The following is an 18,429-nucleotide window of genomic DNA, read 5'->3' as shown; positions in this document are numbered from 1 at the left end:
CATAACGCACCTGAGCCTGTTTGTAGGTGAGCTCGCCTTTTTCAATCTGCTCGACCAGTGCCAGTTTAAAAGTCAGCTAGTAATCGCGCTGTGTCCGTTTCACCCCTTGTCCCATCGGGTTCTCCATTTATTGGGGGGAAAGGTGTAAACCATATTCAGGACGGGACAACAGCCACAAAAAAGCCCACCGCTCAGCGGTGGGCTTGATGCCGAATGATGACTCAGCTCTCCTGATCCGGCTCAGCCAGCCAGATCTGCTGATCCGGATCGGTCTCTTCACTGACCGAGATGCTGACACCCATATCGAGCAACTCGTGCAGGGTGAGATTGTCAGCCAGGTTCATCACTTCGCCGTTTTCATTGGTAAAGCGCATTTGCTCCGTCCTCTCCTTGGTGGGATCGCCTTTCAGTCTAGTCAACAACGCTCACTTGCGATAACCAGCAACTGGATAAACAGTCGCCGCCATCCAGCTCGCTCAGGCGATCACTCACCTCCTCCGGAAACAGGGTGCGCGCCCAGAGCCGCCGCGACAGAGAGGCCACGCTCTCGTCAGCGCCCGCCGCCAGCCAGCGGGCCAGCTCCCCCGCTACATCGGGGTAGCAAACCGCCCCCGGCGAAGCGCTGTCGAGCCAGGTACGCACCAGATTGGCATCGAGCACATCCATCAGAGTTGCCAGCCCCATCATCTCCAGAGTCTTGCCATTGGTCTGCTGCTCGAACTGGCCGCCGAGGGGCTTGACCAACAGCTTCTTGCCGAGGGTGAGCGCCTCGGAAGCCAGCTCGAAACCCGCGTTGGATATCACGCCGCGACAACCGGCCAGTACGGCGATAAACCCATGACGTGATGGCGGTTCGAAGCGCAGGTTGCGCCATTGGCTGGGAGTGCGAATGGCGGGGTGAAAGCAGACGAAGCGCTGCTGACCAAAGCGCGACAACAGGGCGGCGATCGCCTCGGTCTGCTCGAACGGCAGATAGACCAGGATCTCGCCGTTATCCGGCGCGGCGGCGATAGGGTCGATCACCGGCGGCAGCAAGGGGTGACCGAAGTGAAACCAGTGCAGCCCGAGCGGCTGATCCACAGGAGCAAAGTGGCGCATCAGCTGGCGGCTGACCCCATCCTCCCCCCAGCGCGGGATGGGCCAGTTGAAGCTGGCCTGATGACTGACGGTGAGGCTCGGCTTGCCATAGCGGCGGGCGGCATGGGCGGTCAACGGCTCAAAATCGCTCACCACCAGATCGTATGCGCTGCAATCGAGAGACCGCAGATCCCGCCAGAAGGTGAGCGGCGAGGCGGCTTGCAGGGTGCGCCACGGAGAAACGCGCCCCTCGTGACTGACAAAAGTGAGGCCGGGAAAGGCGCGGTAGGCGCCAAACTCTTCCATGTCGAAGTAGCGGTCGGCGGGGCGGCCGCTAAAGAGATAATCCACCTCGACCCCTGCCGTGCGCAGCGCCCGGGCCAGAGTGCGACTGCGACTGATATGGCCGTTGCCGGTGCCTTGCACCCCGAACAGTATCCTCATGAGTGGCTCCAGCCGAGCGCCAGCACGGCGCAACCGCCACCCAGCAGGGCACCGGCTACCAGATCGCTCAGGTAGTGTACCCCGAGCAGCAACCGGGATGCCCCCACCAGCGCCGCCCAGCCAAACAGCAGGGGCGCCCAGAGCGGAAAGCCGGTGGCCAGTATGGTGGCCATCAGAAATGCGGCGGCGGTGTGGCCGGAGGGGAGGCTGTAACGATCGGAGGGGGTGATAAAGACTGGCAAGCCGACCGGCCGTTGCCGTTTCAGGCTGTTTTTTAGCAGCAGATAGAGGGGCAGTTCGATGGCGAAGGCGAGCAGCGCCAGTCGCACCAATTCCCGCTCTGCTTCCCCCTGCCACCAGAGCAGGGCGGCCAGCACGGCGTAAAGCGGGCCATCACCGGTACGGGAAATGAGACGACTCACCCTCGCCTGCTGCCGGTTGTAGCCGTGAAGCAGGCAGACCCGGCACACCTGCAGGTCCCATTGCTGGATCTTGTTCATATCCCCTCCTTCCCTGAATTCTGCTTGCAGAGTAAGAAAGCGGGATGACGTTACGTTGAACAAGGGATAACAGATTTATGAAAAAAGGGCCGAATGGCCCTTTTTAATCTCGATGTTTCGGCAAAATCAGTGGCTGCCGCGCAGACCGGTCTCCATCAGACGGCAGTTGTGGTCAGCCAGACGGGCCATGAAGTGCTCATCCACTTTCAGGCCAAACACCTGCTCGTAGAGATCTTTCATCACGAATGGCTGCCACATCATGCTGAGGAAGGAGATCTTCAGCATGTCGGGATCCAGGTTGTCACCCAGCTCGCCGTTGGACTTCATGGTTTCCAGCAGGGCATCGAACTGCGGCAGCTGGCGTTCCAGCAGGCGGTTCAGCACAAAATCCCGGCCCGGGCTCTTCTCGGTCGACAATGCGCTGGAGATGGCAGAGGTCAGCTCGCTGTTGGGCGCCATCACCTGATAGTAGGTATTGAGCAGCTCGTTGAGGCTGTGATTGCTGTGTTCATCTTGCCAGGCATGGTCGAGGGGCTCGGCGACATCGCCCAGCACCGCCTTGTAAAGACCCTCTTTACTGCCGAAGTAGTAGTGGATCATTGCCAGATTGGAGCCAGCAAGCTCCGCGATTTCGCGTGTAGTTACCTTGCTATAGGGAGTATTGAGAAAACGCTCACGGGCGGCAGCAAGTAACTTGTCACGAATGTCAGAACGTCCGACCGGACGACCAGGTCTACGTTTTTCCATTTAACACCTCAGATAATTCAGCCAATGCTGATAAGTCGATCTGGTTGTGCAGAGAATAGAGCACAGCAGGAATGACCAGATAATCGGTCATGGGCCGAATATGGGACAAGGAAATTTGCAATCCTTTACAATCCGATTAAATACGTCAGCAGATTGCCCCTGACCTTCCGTGTTGACACAGCATAAAAATCTCGATATTGGTAAAAGCGTTATCGACTGGAAGGAATAACAACGTCATGCGTATCGCCACCCCGCTACTACTAATCTCCCTAATCGCGTTAACTCGCGCGGGATCCTTGTAGCCGGGCTAAGGCATAGCCGGAATTTACAAAAACCCGTGCACCCTGCACGGGTTTTTTTATGCCGCCGCAGGATGCACGTTACCGAACTTAGGAAGAGGGAAGTCACATGTCAGATCGGGTCATCATATTCGACACCACCTTGCGTGATGGTGAGCAGGCCCTGGCGGCCAGTTTGACAGTCAAGGAGAAGCTGCAGATAGCCCAGGCGCTGGAGCGGCTCGGTGTCGACGTCATGGAGGTGGGCTTCCCGGTCTCTTCTCCCGGCGATTTTCAATCGGTGCAGACCATCGCCCGCCACATCAAGAACAGCCGAGTCTGCGCCCTCGCCCGCGCCCTGCCAAAAGATATCGATGCCGCCGGTGAAGCCTTGCGGGTCGCCGAGGCGTTTCGCATCCACACCTTTATCTCCACCTCCTCCATCCATGTGGAGAGCAAGCTGAAAAAGAGCTTCGAGGATGTGCTGGAGATGGGGGTCGGCGCCATCAAGCACGCCCTGCGCTACACCGATGATGTGGAGTTCTCCTGCGAGGATGCGGGCCGCACGCCGATTGATAATCTCTGCCGCATGGTGGAGGCCGCCATCAAGGCGGGGGCCCGTACCATCAATATCCCGGATACCGTCGGCTACACGGTGCCGACCGAGTTCTCCGGCATCATCCACACCCTGTTCAACCGGGTCCCCAACATCGACAAGGCGATCATCTCGGTCCACTGCCACGATGATCTGGGGCTCTCGGTGGCCAACTCCATCGGCGCGGTGCAGATGGGGGCCCGCCAGATCGAGTGCACCATCAACGGCATCGGCGAACGGGCGGGCAACTGCTCGCTGGAAGAGGTGGCGATGATCCTCAAAACCCGCGCCGACCTGCTCGGGGTGCAAACCAATATCCGCCACAACGAAATTCATCGCACCAGCACGCTGGTCAGCCAGCTCTGCAACATGCCGGTGCAACCCAACAAGGCGATCGTCGGTGCCAATGCTTTCTCCCACAGCTCCGGCATCCATCAGGATGGGGTGCTCAAGGCGAAAAATACCTACGAAATCATCACTCCCGAGAGCATTGGCCTGACCCAGAACAACCTCAACATGACCTCCCGCTCCGGCCGCCACGTCATCAAGCACCGGATGGAGTCCATGGGTTATGCCGAGAGCAGCTACGACCTCGACCACCTCTACGGCAAATTCCTGACCCTGGCCGACAAGAAGGGTCAGGTGTTCGACTACGACCTCGAAGCGCTGGCCTTCTTCAGCCAGATCCACGAAGAGCCGGAGCACTTCAAACTGGAGTACCTCGGGGTGCAGAGCGGCAGCTCGGTACTGGCCACCGCCTCGGTCAAATTGAAGGTAGGACAGGATCTGATCTGCGAAGCGGCTACCGGCAACGGCCCGGTGGATGCGGTCTACCAGTGCATCAACCGCATCACCGGCTATGAGATCCGCATCGACAAATACGCCCTCAAGAGCAAGGGCGAAGGGGAAGATGCCCTCGGTCAGGTCGATATCGTCGCCGAGTACAAAGGGCGCAAATTCCACGGCATGGGACTGGCCACCGACATCATCGAATCCTCGGCCCACGCCCTGCTCCATGTGATCAACAGCATCTGGCGCGCCGATCAGGTCGCCGAACAGATGGAACGCAATAACAGCATCAAATCAGAAACCGTCTGAGCAGGACTCGCTGCCACACAGACGGCATGGAATGACAACATCAAGACGGGGAACGTCTGAACCGGCAACCGCGCGCAGCGTCGGGGAAACCGGACAGAGGGATCTCAAAGACAATATCAGGATGGAGAGTGTATGAGCAGTTATCGGATCGCAGTATTGCCGGGTGACGGCATTGGCCCGGAAGTGATGGCCGAAGCCGTCAAGGTGCTGGAGAAGGTGCAGGCCAGGTTCGGCCTCGCCTTCGAGTATGATAACCATGACGTGGGCGGCATCGCCATCGACAACCACGGTACCCCGCTGCCGCAAAGCACGATCAAAGGCTGCGAAGCGGCCGATGCCGTGCTGTTTGGCTCGGTGGGCGGCCCGAAATGGGAGCATCTGCCGCCCAACGATCAGCCTGAGCGTGGTGCCCTGCTGCCCCTGCGTGCCCACTTCAAACTGTTCTGCAACCTGCGCCCGGCCCGCATCTACACCGGTCTGGAACAGTTCTCCCCGCTGCGTGCCGACATCTCCGATCGCGGCTTCGACATCGCCTGCGTGCGCGAGCTGACCGGCGGCATCTACTTCGGCCAGCCCAAGGGGCGTGAGGGAGAGGGGGCGAACGAGAAGGCATTCGACACCGAGGTGTACCATCGCTTCGAGATTGAGCGCATCGCCAAGATTGCCTTTGAGTCGGCTCGCGTGCGCCGTGGCAAGGTCACCTCCATCGACAAGGCCAACGTACTCGCCTCTTCCATTCTGTGGCGCGAGGTGGTGACGCAAGTCGCCAAGTCCTATCCGGACGTAACCCTCAACCATATGTACATCGATAACGCCACCATGCAGCTCATCAAGGATCCGTCCCAGTTCGATGTGCTGCTCTGCTCCAACCTGTTCGGTGACATCCTCTCCGACGAGTGCGCCATGATCACCGGCTCCATGGGGCTGCTCCCCTCCGCCAGCCTCAACGAATCGGGTTTCGGCCTGTTCGAACCGGCCGGTGGTTCGGCCCCCGATATCGCTGGCAAAGGGATTGCCAACCCCATCGCCCAGATCCTCTCCGCCGCCCTGATGCTGCGCTACAGCTTAGGGATGGAGGCTGCCGCACAGGCCATCGAGCAGGCCGTGGCCCAGACCCTGGCCGAGGGTTACTTCACCGCCGACCTGCATCAGGCCAGCGCCCGCCATCCGGTGCAGAGCACGTCCGAGATGGGTAGCCAGATCGCCGCCCGGATCTGAGCCGCATAACAGAGAACAAGGAAGAGAGAAGCAATGGCCAAGACCCTCTATCAGAAAGTATTCGACGCCCACGTGGTACGGGAAGTGGAAGGGGAGACCCCCCTCATCTACATCGACCGCCATCTGGTGCATGAAGTGACCAGCCCGCAGGCATTCGACGGCCTGCGCGCCATGAATCGCCAGCTGCGCCGCCCGGACCTGACCTGGGCTACCATGGATCACAACGTCTCCACCACTACCAAGGACATCGCGGCCTCCGGCGAGATGGCTCGCATCCAGATGGAGACGCTGGCGGACAACTGCAAGGAGTTCGGGGTTCGCCTCTACGATCTCAACCACAAATATCAGGGGATCGTCCATGTGATGGGCCCCGAGCTCGGCATTACCCTGCCCGGTACCACCATCGTCTGCGGCGACTCCCACACCGCCACCCATGGTGCCTTCGGCTCGCTGGCGTTCGGCATCGGCACTTCCGAAGTGGAGCATGTGATGGCCACCCAGACCCTGAAACAGGGCCGCGCCAAGACCATGCGCATTTCGGTCAACGGCAAGCTGGCCGAGGGCATCAGCGCCAAGGACGTGGTACTGGCCATTATCGGCAAGGTCGGCCATGCCGGTGGTACCGGCTACGTGGTGGAATTCGCTGGCGATGCCATTGCGAACCTCTCCATGGAAGGGAGGATGACGGTGTGCAACATGGCCATCGAGCTGGGCGCCAAGGCGGGCATGATCGCCCCCGACCAGACCACCATCGACTACATTCGCGGCAAGGAATTCGCCCCCAAGGGCGAGGTGCTGGAGCAGGCCATCGCCTACTGGCAGAGCCTCAAGAGCGATGAAGGTGCCCGTTTCGATGCCGAAGTGATGCTCGATGCCGCCGATATCGCCCCACAGGTCACCTGGGGCACCAACCCGGGGCAGGTGATTGCCGTTAATGAACCCATTCCAGCGCCGGAATCCTTCAGCGATCTGATGGAGCAGCAGTCAGCCCGCAAGGCGCTCGCCTACATGGACTTGCAACCGGGTCAGAAGCTCTCCGACGTTGCCATCGACAAAGTATTTATCGGGTCGTGCACCAACAGCCGCATCGAGGATCTGCGCGCCGCCGCCGCCATCGCTCGCGGTCGCAAGGTAGCCGCTGGCGTGCAGGCGCTGGTGGTGCCGGGTTCCGAGCAGGTGAAGGCGCAGGCCGAAGCCGAGGGGCTGGACAAGATCTTCATCGAGGCCGGTTTTGAGTGGCGCCTGCCGGGGTGCTCCATGTGTCTGGCCATGAACAACGACCGGCTGCAACCGGGAGAGCGCTGCGCCTCCACCAGCAACCGCAACTTCGAAGGGCGTCAGGGCCGCGCCGGCCGCACCCATCTGGTCAGCCCGGCCATGGCCGCCGCCGCCGCCGTCACCGGCCGCTTCGCCGACATTCGCGCACTGTAAGAGGAAAGAGCGATGACAGGATTCAAACAGCATAAAGGGATCGTCGTCCCCCTCGACAGCGCCAACGTCGACACCGACGCCATCATTCCCAAACAGTTTTTGCAAAAAGTAAACCGCATCGGTTTTGGCAAGCACCTGTTCCACGACTGGCGCTTTCTGGACGATGCCGGCCAGCAGCCCAACCCCGAGTTCGTGCTCAACCAACCGCAATTCGCCGGTGCCAGCATCCTGTTGGCCCGCGAGAACTTCGGCTGCGGCTCGAGCCGCGAGCACGCCCCCTGGGCGCTGGCCGACTACGGCTTCAAGACCATCATAGCGCCGAGCTTTGCCGACATCTTCTACGGCAACGCCATCAACAATGGCATGGTGCCGGTGCGCCTGAAGGAGGAGGAGGTTGACGCCCTGTTCCAGCTGGTTGCCGCCCAGCCAGGCATCCAGATCGAAGTGGATCTGGAAGCGAATCAGGTATGTGCAGGTAGCCTCTGCTTCGGTTTCGAGATCGATGAATTCCGCCGTTACTGTCTGCTCAACGGCTTGGATGCCATCGGTCTGACCCTGCAGCACGAGGCCGCCATCAGCGCCTTTGAGGCGAAGCAGCCGAGCTGGATTTAACGCGCCAGTTGCAAAAAAATGAGTAGAATCAACAGGGAGCTTCGGCTCCCTGTTTTACTGTCCGCTACGCTTCCCACTTTAGGCCACCGGAACTGGCCCGTGCCACAGGAAAGGATGATGAAGAGACCGACGGCAATTCCTCTGCTCTGTGCCCTGCTGCTTGCCCTGCCTGCGGGGGCCAATCAAACCAGCTTCAACAACAGCCTCGGCCAGATCAGCGTCGGCTGGCAGGATAGCGAAGGCAAACCCCAACAACTCACCTACCGGCTCGAACAGGGCAAGTTGCCGCCTCTCATCGCCTATCGCCCGGCGAGAATGCAGGAGGAGGTCCTGCAGGTGTTGCTGTGGGAGGTGCGCCAGAACTACCCCGAGGTGCAGTTCACCCTCGCCCGTCCCTCGCTGGAGCTGCATCTGAAAAGCCGCAATCAGGACAAGGCGCGCGAGGCGATGGCCTTTCTGCAGTCCAAGCGGAGCAAAGAGGAGCAGGCGTGGCTGACCAAACACTACTTCCAGTACTTCAACACCCCAGACGGGCAGCTGGCGGTGAAGCAGGATCATGTGCGCATCGCGCTGGAGAGCCGCAGCGGGCTGGCTCCGCTGGCGGATCAACTCAAACAGCAGGGCAGTACCGAAACAGAAGCACGCCAGAAAACCGTGGCCCATATGCTCACCTTTATCCAGAGCATCCCCTATCAGCAGCTCGACAGCCTGAATGGAAGACAGGGCAAGGGCTTTCTCCCGCCCCGTCAGGTGCTGGAGCAGAACCGGGGGGATTGCGACAGCAAGGTAACCCTGATGGCCGCCATGCTGGCCCAGCTCTTTCCCGAGCTGAAACAAGCCATGGTGTTCGTCCCCGGCCATGCCCTGCTGGCCGTTGACCTGCCCGCCAAGCCGGGGGATGTGACCCTCAACTGGCAGGGGCAGAGCTACCTGCTGCTCGAACCTACCGGTCCAGCCACCTTGCCTGCGGGCCAAATAGCATCGACCAGCAAAACGCTGGTCGATAGCAAGCAGTTGAGTGTGCAGCCGGTTCAGGAAAAAGGCTAATCCCCTCCCTCTGCCGATGGGGAGAGAGGATTAACCCTGAGGCAGAAACTCTACCGCCAGCAGCAACCCGCTCTCCTCCTCCAGCACCCGGATAATACGGGCATGGGCTTCAAAGGGAGGCAACAGATTGTTGTTGGTGGCAAGACTGATCCGGATGGGCTGATTGATGTCGAGCTGGTGTTCAGAGACCGCAATTCCCATGCCGTTGGCACTGAGATCCCGGCAGATCCCCTCCAGCACCAGCTGCTGCTGATAGACGGTGACCGGAGCATTGATGACCATGCGCGCAAAGGCACGCCTTTCCTTGGTATTGGTAAGCACGCGAACATCCTCTGTTGGGTGGGCGTCATCTCATGGGTATTGCACAATTGTGCTGGTCTACCCAAAAGAACGTTAATACAATGCGGTTCGTTTCTCAAACGGGGTGCGGTTTACCGCTGAGATTATACCCGTGTACCTGATCCAGATAATGCTGGCGGAGGAATTTGAGGCATGGCGCTCATTTTTTGCGCCCTCACCCGCTGGCACCTCGTTATTAACAAGTAATAGGGAATGCCACCCATGAAGACCCTGCTGCTGGTCACCACCGGCCTGCTGTCGGCCAATGTGTTCGCCGCCGACACTCTCACCGTCTACACCTACAGCTCCTTCACTGCCGAGTGGGGTCCGGGGCCCAAGATCAAACAGGCCTTCGAGAAAGCGTGCGACTGCACCCTCAATCTGGTTCCCCTCGAAGATGGGGTCGCCATCCTCAATCGGCTGCGACTGGAGGGCAACCACAGCAAGGCCGATCTGGTGCTGGGGCTCGACGATGCCCTCATCAGCGAAGCCAAGCAGAGCGGTCTGTTCGCCCCCCATCCCGCCAAGCTGGATGGCATCAAGGTGCCGGGTGGCTGGCAGGATGACACCTTCGTCCCCTACGACTACGGCTACTTCGCCTTCGTCTATGACAAAGACAAACTCAAGCAGCCGCCCAAGAGCCTGAAAGAGCTGGTGGAGCGTCCCGACCTCAAGGTGATCTATCAGGATCCCCGCACCTCCACCCCGGGGCAGGGGCTGATGCTGTGGATGAAGTCTGTCTACGGCGACAAGGCGCCTGCCGCTTGGGGCGAGCTTGCCAAAAAGACGGTCACCGTCACCAAGGGGTGGTCCGAGGCTTATGGCATGTTCCTCGATGGCGAAGCGGACATGGTGCTCTCCTACACAACCTCCCCCGCTTACCACCTGATTGCCGAGAACAAGCCTCAGTATCAGGCAGCGGCGTTTGAAGAGGGGCACTACCGTCAGGTGGAAGTGGCCGCCAAGCTGAAAAGTGCCAAACAGGAGAAGCTGGCTGATCAGTTCCTGCAGTTTATGGTGAGCCCCGCCTTCCAGAACGAGATCCCGACCGGCAACTGGATGTATCCGGTTATCGACACGCCGCTACCCAAGGGTTTCGAGCAGATGATCACCGTAGCCAAGCCGCTCGCCTTCAGTGCCGATGAGGTGGCTGCCAATCGCAAAGGGTGGATCCGCGAATGGCTGCAAGCCGTCGCCCAGTGAGTCAGCTCGCGCTGAAGCGACAGGATCGCCCCCTCTGGTGGCTGCCGGGCAGTGCAGCCACCCTGCTGATCCTGCTGTTGTCCCTCGGGCCGCTGGCGGCCCTGCTGTGGCAGGCCGGTTCACTGGCGCCGCGCACTTTGCTGGCAGACCCCTATCTGCGCCATGTGCTGGGCTTCAGCCTCTGGCAGGCGCTGCTCTCCACCCTGCTGAGCCTGGGGCTCGCCATTCCGGTGGCCCGCGCGCTGGCTCGGCGCCGTTTCATTGGCCGAACCCTGCTGATCAAGCTGTTCGGTCTCTCGCTGGTACTGCCGGTCATCATCGCCATCTTCGGCATCGTGGCGGTTCATGGCAAACAGGGGTGGCTGCCGCAACTGCTGCGCAGCTTGGGACTGGATCCCGGCAACTATCTCTACGGCCTGTTCGGTATCCTGCTGGCCCATGTCTTCTTCAACATGCCGCTGGCGGCACGTCTCATCCTGCAGAGCATCGAGAGTATCCCCGAATCTAGCTGGCGCCTCGCCAGCCAGCTTGGCATGCGCTCATCCCATATCTTCCGGCTGCTGGAGTGGCCGCTCATTCGCGGTATATTGCCGGGGCTTGCCAGCCTCATCTTTATGCTCTGCTTCACCAGCTTCACCACAGTGCTGGCGCTGGGAGGCGGGCCGAAATCCACCACGCTGGAAGTGGCCGTCTATCAGGCGCTGCGCTTTGACTTCGATCTCGCCACCGCTGGCGGATTGGCGCTGGTGCAGCTCATCCTGACCGCCACCCTGCTGCTCCTGCAGCACAAGCTGCAGACTACGCCGGCCAGTCGGGTGACTCCCCGTCGTCCCTGCCTGCGGCCGGATCGCCATCAGCCGGGCACGGCCGTGGTGGATCTCTTCTCGCTCTGTATCGGCCTCGCCATCTTTCTGCCGCCGCTGCTGGCCATCGTCGTCGCCGGCCTCCACCCCGGCCTGCTGATGGCACTCACTTCCGCCAAGCTGTGGCAGGCGAGCGGCCAGTCGCTGTTGATTGCATTGGCAGCCGGTGCCTTGGCCACCCTGCTCGGTGGCGCACTGCTGCTCACCAGCCGTCATCTGCGGGTACGGGTTCGCAAGCGACGGGCTGCCGCCCTGTGGGAAGCCAGCGGCTCGGTGATCCTGATGATCCCGGCAGTGGTGCTCTCTACCGGCCTGTTCATCCTGTTTATGCCCTTTGCCGACGTGTTCGCCCTCGGCCCCTGGCTGGTGGTGCTGGTCAACGCCCTGATGGCGCTACCCTATGTGCTTCGCACCCTCTCCGCCCCCATGCAGCTGGTGGTGCGCCAGTATGACCGGCTGGCGGACAGCCTGGGGGTACGTGGCCTGCATCGCCTGCGGCTGGTGGAGTGGCCGCTGCTGCGCCGTCCGCTGGCACTGGCGATGGCGCTGTCGATGATCCTCTCGCTGGGGGATCTTGGTGCCATCGCCATGTTTGGCAGCCAGGAGCTCACCACCCTGCCCTGGCTGCTCTACCAGCAGCTCGGCAGTTACCGGCTGACCGAAGCGGCCGCCACCGCCCTGCTGCTGCTGACACTCTGTTTCTCCCTGTTCTGGCTGGTGGAACGGGGACTTGGAGGAAAACATGCTGAACATTGATACGCTGGTGACCAGCTACCCCGACTGGCGCGTCAGCTTCAGCGCGAAGCTGCCCAAAGGGGAGATCACCGCGCTGATTGGCCCAAGCGGCGCAGGCAAATCGACCCTGCTCGGGATGATCGCCGGATTCGTGCCGGTGGAGTCGGGCAGCCTCAGCTTCGATGGCGAAGATCTGTTGCCGCTGGGCCCGGCCGAGCGGCCAGTCACCACCCTGTTTCAGGATCACAACCTGTTCCTGCACCTGTCGGTGTTCGACAATATCGCCATCGGCTTGCACCCGGGTCTGCGCCTGAGTGCCGCCCAGCGGGCACAGGTGATCGATGCAGCCGAGCGGGTTGGTCTTGGCGAGATGCTAAACCGTCTGCCGGAGCAGCTCTCCGGCGGCCAGCAGCAGCGGGTCGCGCTGGCTCGCGCGCTGGTGCGCGGCAAACCGCTGCTGCTGCTGGATGAGCCCTTCTCTGCCCTCGATCCCGCCCTGCGCCGGGAGATGCTGGCGGAAGTGGCGAGGCTAGCCTGCGAGCAAGGCATTACCGTACTGATGGTCTCCCACAATCCTGAAGATGCCCAGCTGATTGCCGATCAGGTGCTGTTTGTCGACGAGGGGCGCATCGCCCTGCAAGGCAAGCCGGATATTCTGCAAAATAGCGACCACCCGGGGCTGCTGCGCTACCTTGGACAGTGACCCAAGGACACTGAACTGGTGACGGGATCAAAAAAGGGAAGCCAAGTGGCTTCCCTTTTTCATATGAAGATAGTCAGCTAAATCAGAGGTTTTCCTCGGCAAAGGATGCCAATCTGCTACGCACCACGCCATTGAGGAAGATGTTGGCACTGCCGTCAAAATCCTTGAAACGCTCGACGATGTAGGTGAGACCCGAGGTCACCGGGCTCAGATAGTTGGAGTCGATCTGGGCCAGGTTACCGGAGCAGACGATCTTGGTGCCTTCGCCGCAGCGGGTGATGATGGTCTTGATCTGGGATGCGGTCAGGTTCTGGCATTCATCCAGCAATACGAAGGTGTTCTGGATGCTGCGCCCGCGCATGAAGTTGACCGATTTGAACTGGATATTGGCCTTCTCCATGATGTAGCTGAGCGAGCCGCTCATGTTCTCGTCCTGCTTGTGCAGCACCTCCAGGGTGTCGGTCACCGCCGCCAACCAGGGCATCATCTTCTCCTCTTCGGTGCCGGGCAGGAAGCCGATGCTTTCGGCAATTTCCGGGGTATTACGGGTGACGATCACCTTCTCGTAAATGCCCTTCTCAATCACCAGCTCCAGCGCAGCAGCCATGGCCAGCAAGGTTTTGCCGCAACCCGCCGGGCCGGTCAGGATCACCAGATCGATGTGCGGATCGAGCAGTGCATCCAGCGCCATCCCCTGATAGACATTCTTGGGATGGACACCCCACGCCTTGCGGGACATCAGCCGCTCGCGGCCCAGATCCTTGATGCGGATCTTGCTGCCATCGTGGCTGAGCACCCGGGCGGCGAAGAAATTCTCTTCATCCACCAGATACTGGTTTACGTGAACCCCTTCCAGCAGATTGGCATCGATCACATGGATGGTGTCGCGGCCGTGGGTCTCGCTCTCGCACTCGCCAACCCGCTCCCAGAAGCTGCCGGGCACCACCTGAAAACCCTTGGCCAGCAGGCGGATATCGTCGATCAGCTGGTCGCTGCGGTAATCTTCAACGTGAGCAAGCCCGGCCCCCTTGGCCTTGAGGCGCATGTTGATGTCTTTGGTGACCAGCACCACCTGACGCTTCAACTCGTGCTTTTGCAGATAGAGGGCCGCGTTGATGATGCGGTTGTCGGCCTCCTTGTCGGTAAACACCTCGGCATCCTGCGGCAGATGGTGATCGCTGAAGATGCAGATATGGCCGCTCGCCTCGCCGGCCAGCGGCACGCCCTGGGTGATCTGATCCGGGGTTGCATCGCGGAACACATCTTCCAGCGCACGAATGGCCACCCGCGCATCGCGGCTGACATCCTTGTGGCGATCCTTGATGTTATCGAGCTCTTCCAGCACCGTCATGGGGATGAGCACGTCGTGCTCTTTGAAGGAGTAGATAGCGAGGGGTTCGTGAAGCAGAACGTTGGTATCCAGGATAAACAGCTTTCGGTCCGTATTGTCCATAAGCATCCTCCTTGGCACTGAAGGGCCACGTGTGTGAATCTCGGATGTCATTGAAACCACACGGCCGTGACAGTTTTATTACCCTCAACGCTACGCCCGATTTTACTATCGCGCAACAAATCACTTGGCCGCCTGATTTGATTGCGCATAAAAACAGCAATACAAAGACCGGCACTGTGGCCGGTCTTTTTTCTATCGTTCAACTACTTGGGCATGTTTGTCAGCCGCACTTGGAGTCGCCACAGTTGAGGCAGGTCATGCAGCCATCCTTCAGCACCAGCGCCTTGGTGTGGCACTTGTAGCAGAGCGCGGCATTGGCCGGGAAACCACTGCCAGTCTGTTGCTCTTCAGCCTCCTGAGCCGCCTTCAACTCGGCCTGCTTCTCGGCCAGAAACGCCTGCTGATGCTCGTCCAACCCCGGCGCCTTGAGCATGCCTATCTCGGTGAGATGGCTCTCGATCACGTTGCCAATTTCGGCGATCAGCGATGGAACGTACTTGCCCTTGTTCCAGTATCCGCCCTTGGGATCAAACACCGAGCGCAGCTCCTCCACCAGGAAGGTGACATCCCCACCCTTGCGGAATACCGCCGAGATGATGCGGGTTAGCGCCACGATCCACTGATAGTGCTCCAGGCTCTTTGAGTTGATGAAAATCTCGAACGGACGGCGAGTTTCGTGAACCGTGCCCTCGTTGAGAATGATGTCGTTGATGGTGATGAACAGTGAGTGCTCGGAGACATGCTCCGGCGTCTTCAACTTGTAGGTGGTGCCCATCAGCCGCTCCGGGCGCAGCACGGTTTCGTGCATATGCACCACGTCATCCTGCACAGAGAGATCTTCTTGCGGCTCATCCTTGGTACGCACCTTGTAGGCGACGATTTTCTTGTCGATCTTCTTGACCATAATGTCGTTCTCAGAATTTACCGTAATAGCCTTCTTTCAAGGCGTCGTAGAGGTTGGCGGCCGTATGCAGCTCGCCATCGTATTCGATCTCTTCGTTCCCCTTGACGGAGATGACGGAGCCATCCTCCAGGGTGAAATCGTACAGGGTGTTCTCCAGATCCTTCTCCTTCACCAGCACGCCCTGGAAGGCCTCCGGATTGAAGCGGAAGGTGGTGCAGCCCTTGAGGCCAGAATCCGAGGCATACATGTAGATGTCCTTGAACTGCTCGAACGGGAAATCGGTTGGCACGTTGGCAGTCTTGGAGATGGAGGAGTCGATCCAGCGCTGGGCCGCAGCCTGAATGTCCACATGCTGCGCCGGGGTGATGTCATCAGCAGTAATGAAGTAGTCCGGCAGACGGCTCGCCTCATCATCGGCATAGGGCATGGCGGACGGATTAACCAGCTCACGATAGGCCAGCAGCTCGAAGGAGTAGACATCCACGCTCTCCTTGCTCTTCTTGCCCGGCTTGATGACGTTGCGGCTGTAGTGGTGGGCAAAGCTCGGCTCGATACCGTTGCTGGCGTTGTTGGCCAGTGACAGCGAGATGGTGCCGGTCGGCGCAATACTGCTGTGGTGAGTGAAACGCCCACCCACTTCGGCCAGCTCGGCGACCAGCGCAGGATCCACTTCGGCAACCTGCTGCATGTAGCGGCTGTAGCGCGCATGCAGCACCTTGCCCTTCACCTTGTCGCCCACCTTGATGCCATCAGCCGCCATTTCCGGGCGCAGACGCAGCATCTTGCCGGTCACTTCGAACTCCTGCTCCATGATGGGGGCTGGGCCCTTCTCCTTGGCAAGACGCAAGGACTCCTGCCAGCCGGTCATCGCCAGCTCCTGGGATACCTGCTCGGTAAAGGCGATGGAAGCCGCAGAGCCGTACTTGATCTGCAGCATGGTGAGGGTCGAACCAAGACCCAGGAAACCCATGCCATGCCGACGCTTGGCTGTGATCTCCTCGCGCTGTTTGGCCAGTGGCAGTTGGTTGATCTCCACCACGTTGTCGAGCATGCGAGTAAAGATGGCTACCACCTTGCGAAACGCCTGCCAATCGAATGCCGCGTTTTCAGTAAAAGGGTCGCGCACAAACTTGGTCAGATTGACCGAGCCCAGCAGACAGGCACCGTAGGGCGGCAACGGCTGCTCACCACAGGGGTTGGTCGCGCGGATCTCTTCACAGAACCAGTTGTTGTTCATCTGGTTGACCTTGTCGATCAGGATGAAGCCGGGCTCTGCATAGTCATAGGTGGAGGTCATGATGACATTCCACAGCTTGCGGGCGGGCATGGTCTTGTAGACCTTGCAGGCGACCTGCCCCAACTCGTTGAATACAACCCCTTCCTTGTTGGGCCAGTCGGCCCAGAGCACCTGAGCGAGATCGTCCAGCGCAATGCCATCCTGCTCCACCTCTTTGGCGGTATAGGGGAAGATCAGCGACCAGGGGGCATCCTCTTTCACCGCCTTGACGAAATCTTCGGTGATGAGCAGGGAGAGGTTGAACTGACGCAGGCGGCCATCTTCACGCTTGGCCTGTATAAACTCGATCACATCGGGATGGCGGATATCCATGGTGCCCATCTGGGCGCCGCGACGGCCACCGGCTGACGAGACGGTGAAACACATCTTGTCATAGATATCCATGAAGGAGAGCGGGCCGGAGGTGTAAGCACCGGCACCGGAGACAAAGGCACCCCGCGGGCGCAGGGTCGAGAAGTCATAGCCGATACCGCACCCGGCTTTCAGGGTCAGACCGGCCTCGTGCACCTTGCCAAGGATATCGTCCATCGAATCTTCGATGGTACCGGAAACAGTACAGTTGATGGTTGAAGTGGCAGGCTTGTGCTCAAACGCCCCCGCATTGGAGGTGATGCGGCCCGCCGGAATAGCACCATTGCGCAGCGCCCACAGGAACGGCTCATACCAGGCCTCCGGTTCCAGCTCCTGCTCTGCCAACGCACGGGCTACCCGCTGGTAAGTCTCATCGATAGAGCTGTCGATGGGAGTGCCATCCTTGCTCTTGAGGCGATACTTGCTATCCCAGATCTCGAGGGACGTTTCCTGCATGGGGATAAGGCGGGAGCCAAGCTCACTCTCCAGCACCGGGTTCGATTTAGCCATTTTCAATCAACCTTATGTGAATGCATTAACATCATGACAACAGCAGAAAACACAACTAATGGTGCCATCTAAAATTAATGGCACAACATATAGTACACCTGATGCCATGAGGGCGCCGATTCTAACCTAAAAAAATGCCCCGGCCAGCAGATTTCTGGGCCAGGGCACTTAACTGATTAATTTGCTGAGAGATTTAACACTCAGAGATAGATCAGGGCTTCTTGACGTAAACGGTCGGTGTTTCACCCGCCATATTCAGATAGAACTCGTAGACGCCATCCGCATCCGGTGAGAACTTCATGTCCTCATACTTGGAGCATGGGTTGACCGGCACCGCCTCACCACCCAACACGGCAACACCATCACTCGGGCTCTTATAGCCAAAGTTGGTACCGCAGCTCCAGCCTGAATCAGCAAACTTGAACTTGTAGGGGGCCCACTCTTTCTTGAGGGTGCCTTTGGCCATATAGAGCTTGTCGGCCACCTTGACTACCTTGCTTTCATCAGTGGCCATCCAGTCGTTCATCTCCCCGCGCAGGTAGATGGACTTGCCACCGAAATCGCCGTTGTCTGCCCCAGCCTGCTCTGCACCACCATTGGATGCGCAACCGCCTAATACCAGGGTTCCCGCCGCCAGCATCATCGTTACTGTTCTTTTGAACATGGGTCTATTCCTTAAATTATTGTGATTCCTTGGTCCATCCATGTGGACTGAAGAATTAAACCAGAGTAGGTATCACAAGAAAGGTAGAGGCATCACATTCTGTACTTTTTGTATCCAACACCTTGAACTGGTGAGCAAATATCGAACAGAAAAAGAGGTCTTTTTGGGGCTTTAGAAGGGTAATCAATGAATGACAAGAAGGGGAAAGTCTAATAATCCGGTGACGTGCTGAATTGCAGGCAATAAAAACCCCGCTCGATGAGCGGGGTTTCTTGTATTGGGCGCCTGGCAGTGTCCTACTCTCGCATGGCGAATGCCACACTACCATCGGCGCTACCGCGTTTCACTTCTGAGTTCGGC

The 18,429-nt window shown here is 59.5% G+C and carries 17 protein-coding genes and 1 riboswitch; of the genes, 8 read left to right on the top strand and 9 right to left on the bottom strand.

Annotation, left to right across the window (positions count from 1 at the left end; genetic code table 11):
- Window positions 1-221: 221 nt before the first annotated feature.
- The 4 genes from G5287_RS20600 to G5287_RS20585 all read right to left on the bottom strand — a co-directional run bounded on the left by G5287_RS20600 (window position 222) and on the right by G5287_RS20585 (window position 2,768).
- Entirely contained in the window at window positions 222-374 is a 153-nt protein-coding gene (locus G5287_RS20600; protein WP_201952724.1) for a hypothetical protein, read from the bottom strand.
- Window positions 375-411: 37 nt separating this feature from the next.
- On the bottom strand, window positions 412-1,521 hold the full coding sequence (locus G5287_RS20595; protein WP_421173233.1) for an MJ1255/VC2487 family glycosyltransferase: 1,110 nt from the start codon (window positions 1,519-1,521) through the stop codon (window positions 412-414).
- On the bottom strand, window positions 1,518-2,021 hold the full coding sequence (locus tag G5287_RS20590; protein ID WP_005339149.1) for a phosphatase PAP2 family protein: 504 nt from the start codon (window positions 2,019-2,021) through the stop codon (window positions 1,518-1,520). The genes G5287_RS20595 and G5287_RS20590 overlap by 4 nt, the downstream gene beginning before the upstream one ends.
- A gap of 126 nt (window positions 2,022-2,147) precedes the next feature.
- Complete coding sequence (locus G5287_RS20585) at window positions 2,148-2,768, bottom strand: TetR/AcrR family transcriptional regulator (protein WP_005349170.1); 621 nt, start codon at window positions 2,766-2,768, stop codon at window positions 2,148-2,150.
- Window positions 2,769-3,176: 408 nt separating this feature from the next.
- Here G5287_RS20585 and leuA point away from each other — a divergent pair, with 408 nt between their 5' ends.
- The 5 genes from leuA (at window position 3,177) to G5287_RS20560 (ending at window position 9,047) form a co-directional block, all read left to right on the top strand.
- On the top strand, window positions 3,177-4,739 hold the full coding sequence (gene leuA, locus G5287_RS20580) for a 2-isopropylmalate synthase (RefSeq protein WP_005341192.1): 1,563 nt from the start codon (window positions 3,177-3,179) through the stop codon (window positions 4,737-4,739).
- A 132-nt stretch (window positions 4,740-4,871) separates the two neighbouring features.
- Window positions 4,872-5,957: a 3-isopropylmalate dehydrogenase gene (gene leuB / locus G5287_RS20575; protein ID WP_201938441.1), complete on the top strand. Its 1,086-nt coding sequence runs from the start codon at window positions 4,872-4,874 to the stop codon at window positions 5,955-5,957.
- Between the two features lie 33 nt (window positions 5,958-5,990).
- Window positions 5,991-7,388, top strand: a complete 1,398-nt coding sequence (gene leuC, locus G5287_RS20570; RefSeq protein ID WP_227341948.1) for a 3-isopropylmalate dehydratase large subunit — start codon at window positions 5,991-5,993, stop codon at window positions 7,386-7,388.
- Window positions 7,389-7,400: 12 nt separating this feature from the next.
- Complete coding sequence (gene leuD / locus G5287_RS20565) at window positions 7,401-8,000, top strand: 3-isopropylmalate dehydratase small subunit (protein ID WP_201988170.1); 600 nt, start codon at window positions 7,401-7,403, stop codon at window positions 7,998-8,000.
- A gap of 117 nt (window positions 8,001-8,117) precedes the next feature.
- Entirely contained in the window at window positions 8,118-9,047 is a 930-nt protein-coding gene (locus G5287_RS20560; RefSeq protein WP_421231801.1) for a transglutaminase domain-containing protein, read from the top strand.
- A 30-nt stretch (window positions 9,048-9,077) separates the two neighbouring features.
- Here G5287_RS20560 and G5287_RS20555 read toward each other — a convergent pair whose 3' ends face one another.
- Window positions 9,078-9,368 carry a PilZ domain-containing protein gene (locus tag G5287_RS20555; protein WP_005339160.1) on the bottom strand — a complete coding sequence of 97 codons (291 nt, stop codon included), beginning with the start codon at window positions 9,366-9,368 and terminating at the stop codon, window positions 9,078-9,080.
- Window positions 9,369-9,457: 89 nt separating this feature from the next.
- A riboswitch (TPP riboswitch) is annotated at window positions 9,458-9,548 on the top strand.
- A gap of 60 nt (window positions 9,549-9,608) precedes the next feature.
- On the opposite strand from G5287_RS20555, the gene thiB reads away from it, so the two are divergent.
- The 3 genes from thiB to thiQ are packed head-to-tail and all read left to right on the top strand — an operon-like array spanning window position 9,609 to window position 12,890.
- Window positions 9,609-10,589, top strand: coding sequence for a thiamine ABC transporter substrate binding subunit (gene thiB, locus G5287_RS20550; RefSeq protein ID WP_227341947.1), 981 nt, complete (start codon window positions 9,609-9,611; stop codon window positions 10,587-10,589).
- Window positions 10,565-12,208, top strand: coding sequence for a thiamine/thiamine pyrophosphate ABC transporter permease (thiP, locus tag G5287_RS20545; RefSeq protein ID WP_408082984.1), 1,644 nt, complete (start codon window positions 10,565-10,567; stop codon window positions 12,206-12,208). The genes thiB and thiP overlap by 25 nt, the downstream gene beginning before the upstream one ends.
- The gene (gene thiQ / locus G5287_RS20540; RefSeq protein ID WP_227341946.1) at window positions 12,195-12,890 is read left to right on the top strand and encodes a thiamine ABC transporter ATP-binding protein; all 696 of its coding nucleotides are present in this window, start codon (window positions 12,195-12,197) and stop codon (window positions 12,888-12,890) included. The genes thiP and thiQ overlap by 14 nt, the downstream gene beginning before the upstream one ends.
- Before the next feature lie 82 nt (window positions 12,891-12,972).
- Here thiQ and G5287_RS20535 read toward each other — a convergent pair whose 3' ends face one another.
- The 4 genes from G5287_RS20535 to G5287_RS20520 all read right to left on the bottom strand — a co-directional run bounded on the left by G5287_RS20535 (window position 12,973) and on the right by G5287_RS20520 (window position 18,069).
- The gene (locus G5287_RS20535; RefSeq protein WP_227341945.1) at window positions 12,973-14,343 is read right to left on the bottom strand and encodes a PhoH family protein; all 1,371 of its coding nucleotides are present in this window, start codon (window positions 14,341-14,343) and stop codon (window positions 12,973-12,975) included.
- Between the two features lie 220 nt (window positions 14,344-14,563).
- Complete coding sequence (locus tag G5287_RS20530; protein WP_227341944.1) at window positions 14,564-15,247, bottom strand: NrdJb; 684 nt, start codon at window positions 15,245-15,247, stop codon at window positions 14,564-14,566.
- A gap of 10 nt (window positions 15,248-15,257) precedes the next feature.
- Window positions 15,258-17,405: an adenosylcobalamin-dependent ribonucleoside-diphosphate reductase gene (locus G5287_RS20525; RefSeq protein WP_421231800.1), complete on the bottom strand. Its 2,148-nt coding sequence runs from the start codon at window positions 17,403-17,405 to the stop codon at window positions 15,258-15,260.
- Between the two features lie 211 nt (window positions 17,406-17,616).
- Window positions 17,617-18,069: a pullulanase gene (locus tag G5287_RS20520; protein ID WP_031227982.1), complete on the bottom strand. Its 453-nt coding sequence runs from the start codon at window positions 18,067-18,069 to the stop codon at window positions 17,617-17,619.
- Window positions 18,070-18,429 lie beyond the last annotated feature (360 nt).

The sequence above is a fragment of the Aeromonas sp. 603079 genome (assembly GCF_049172135.1).
Taxonomy (GTDB): Bacteria; Pseudomonadota; Gammaproteobacteria; order Enterobacterales; family Aeromonadaceae; genus Aeromonas; species Aeromonas veronii.
Note: the sequence above shows the minus strand (reverse complement) of the source record. Positions and strands in the feature narration are given on the sequence as shown.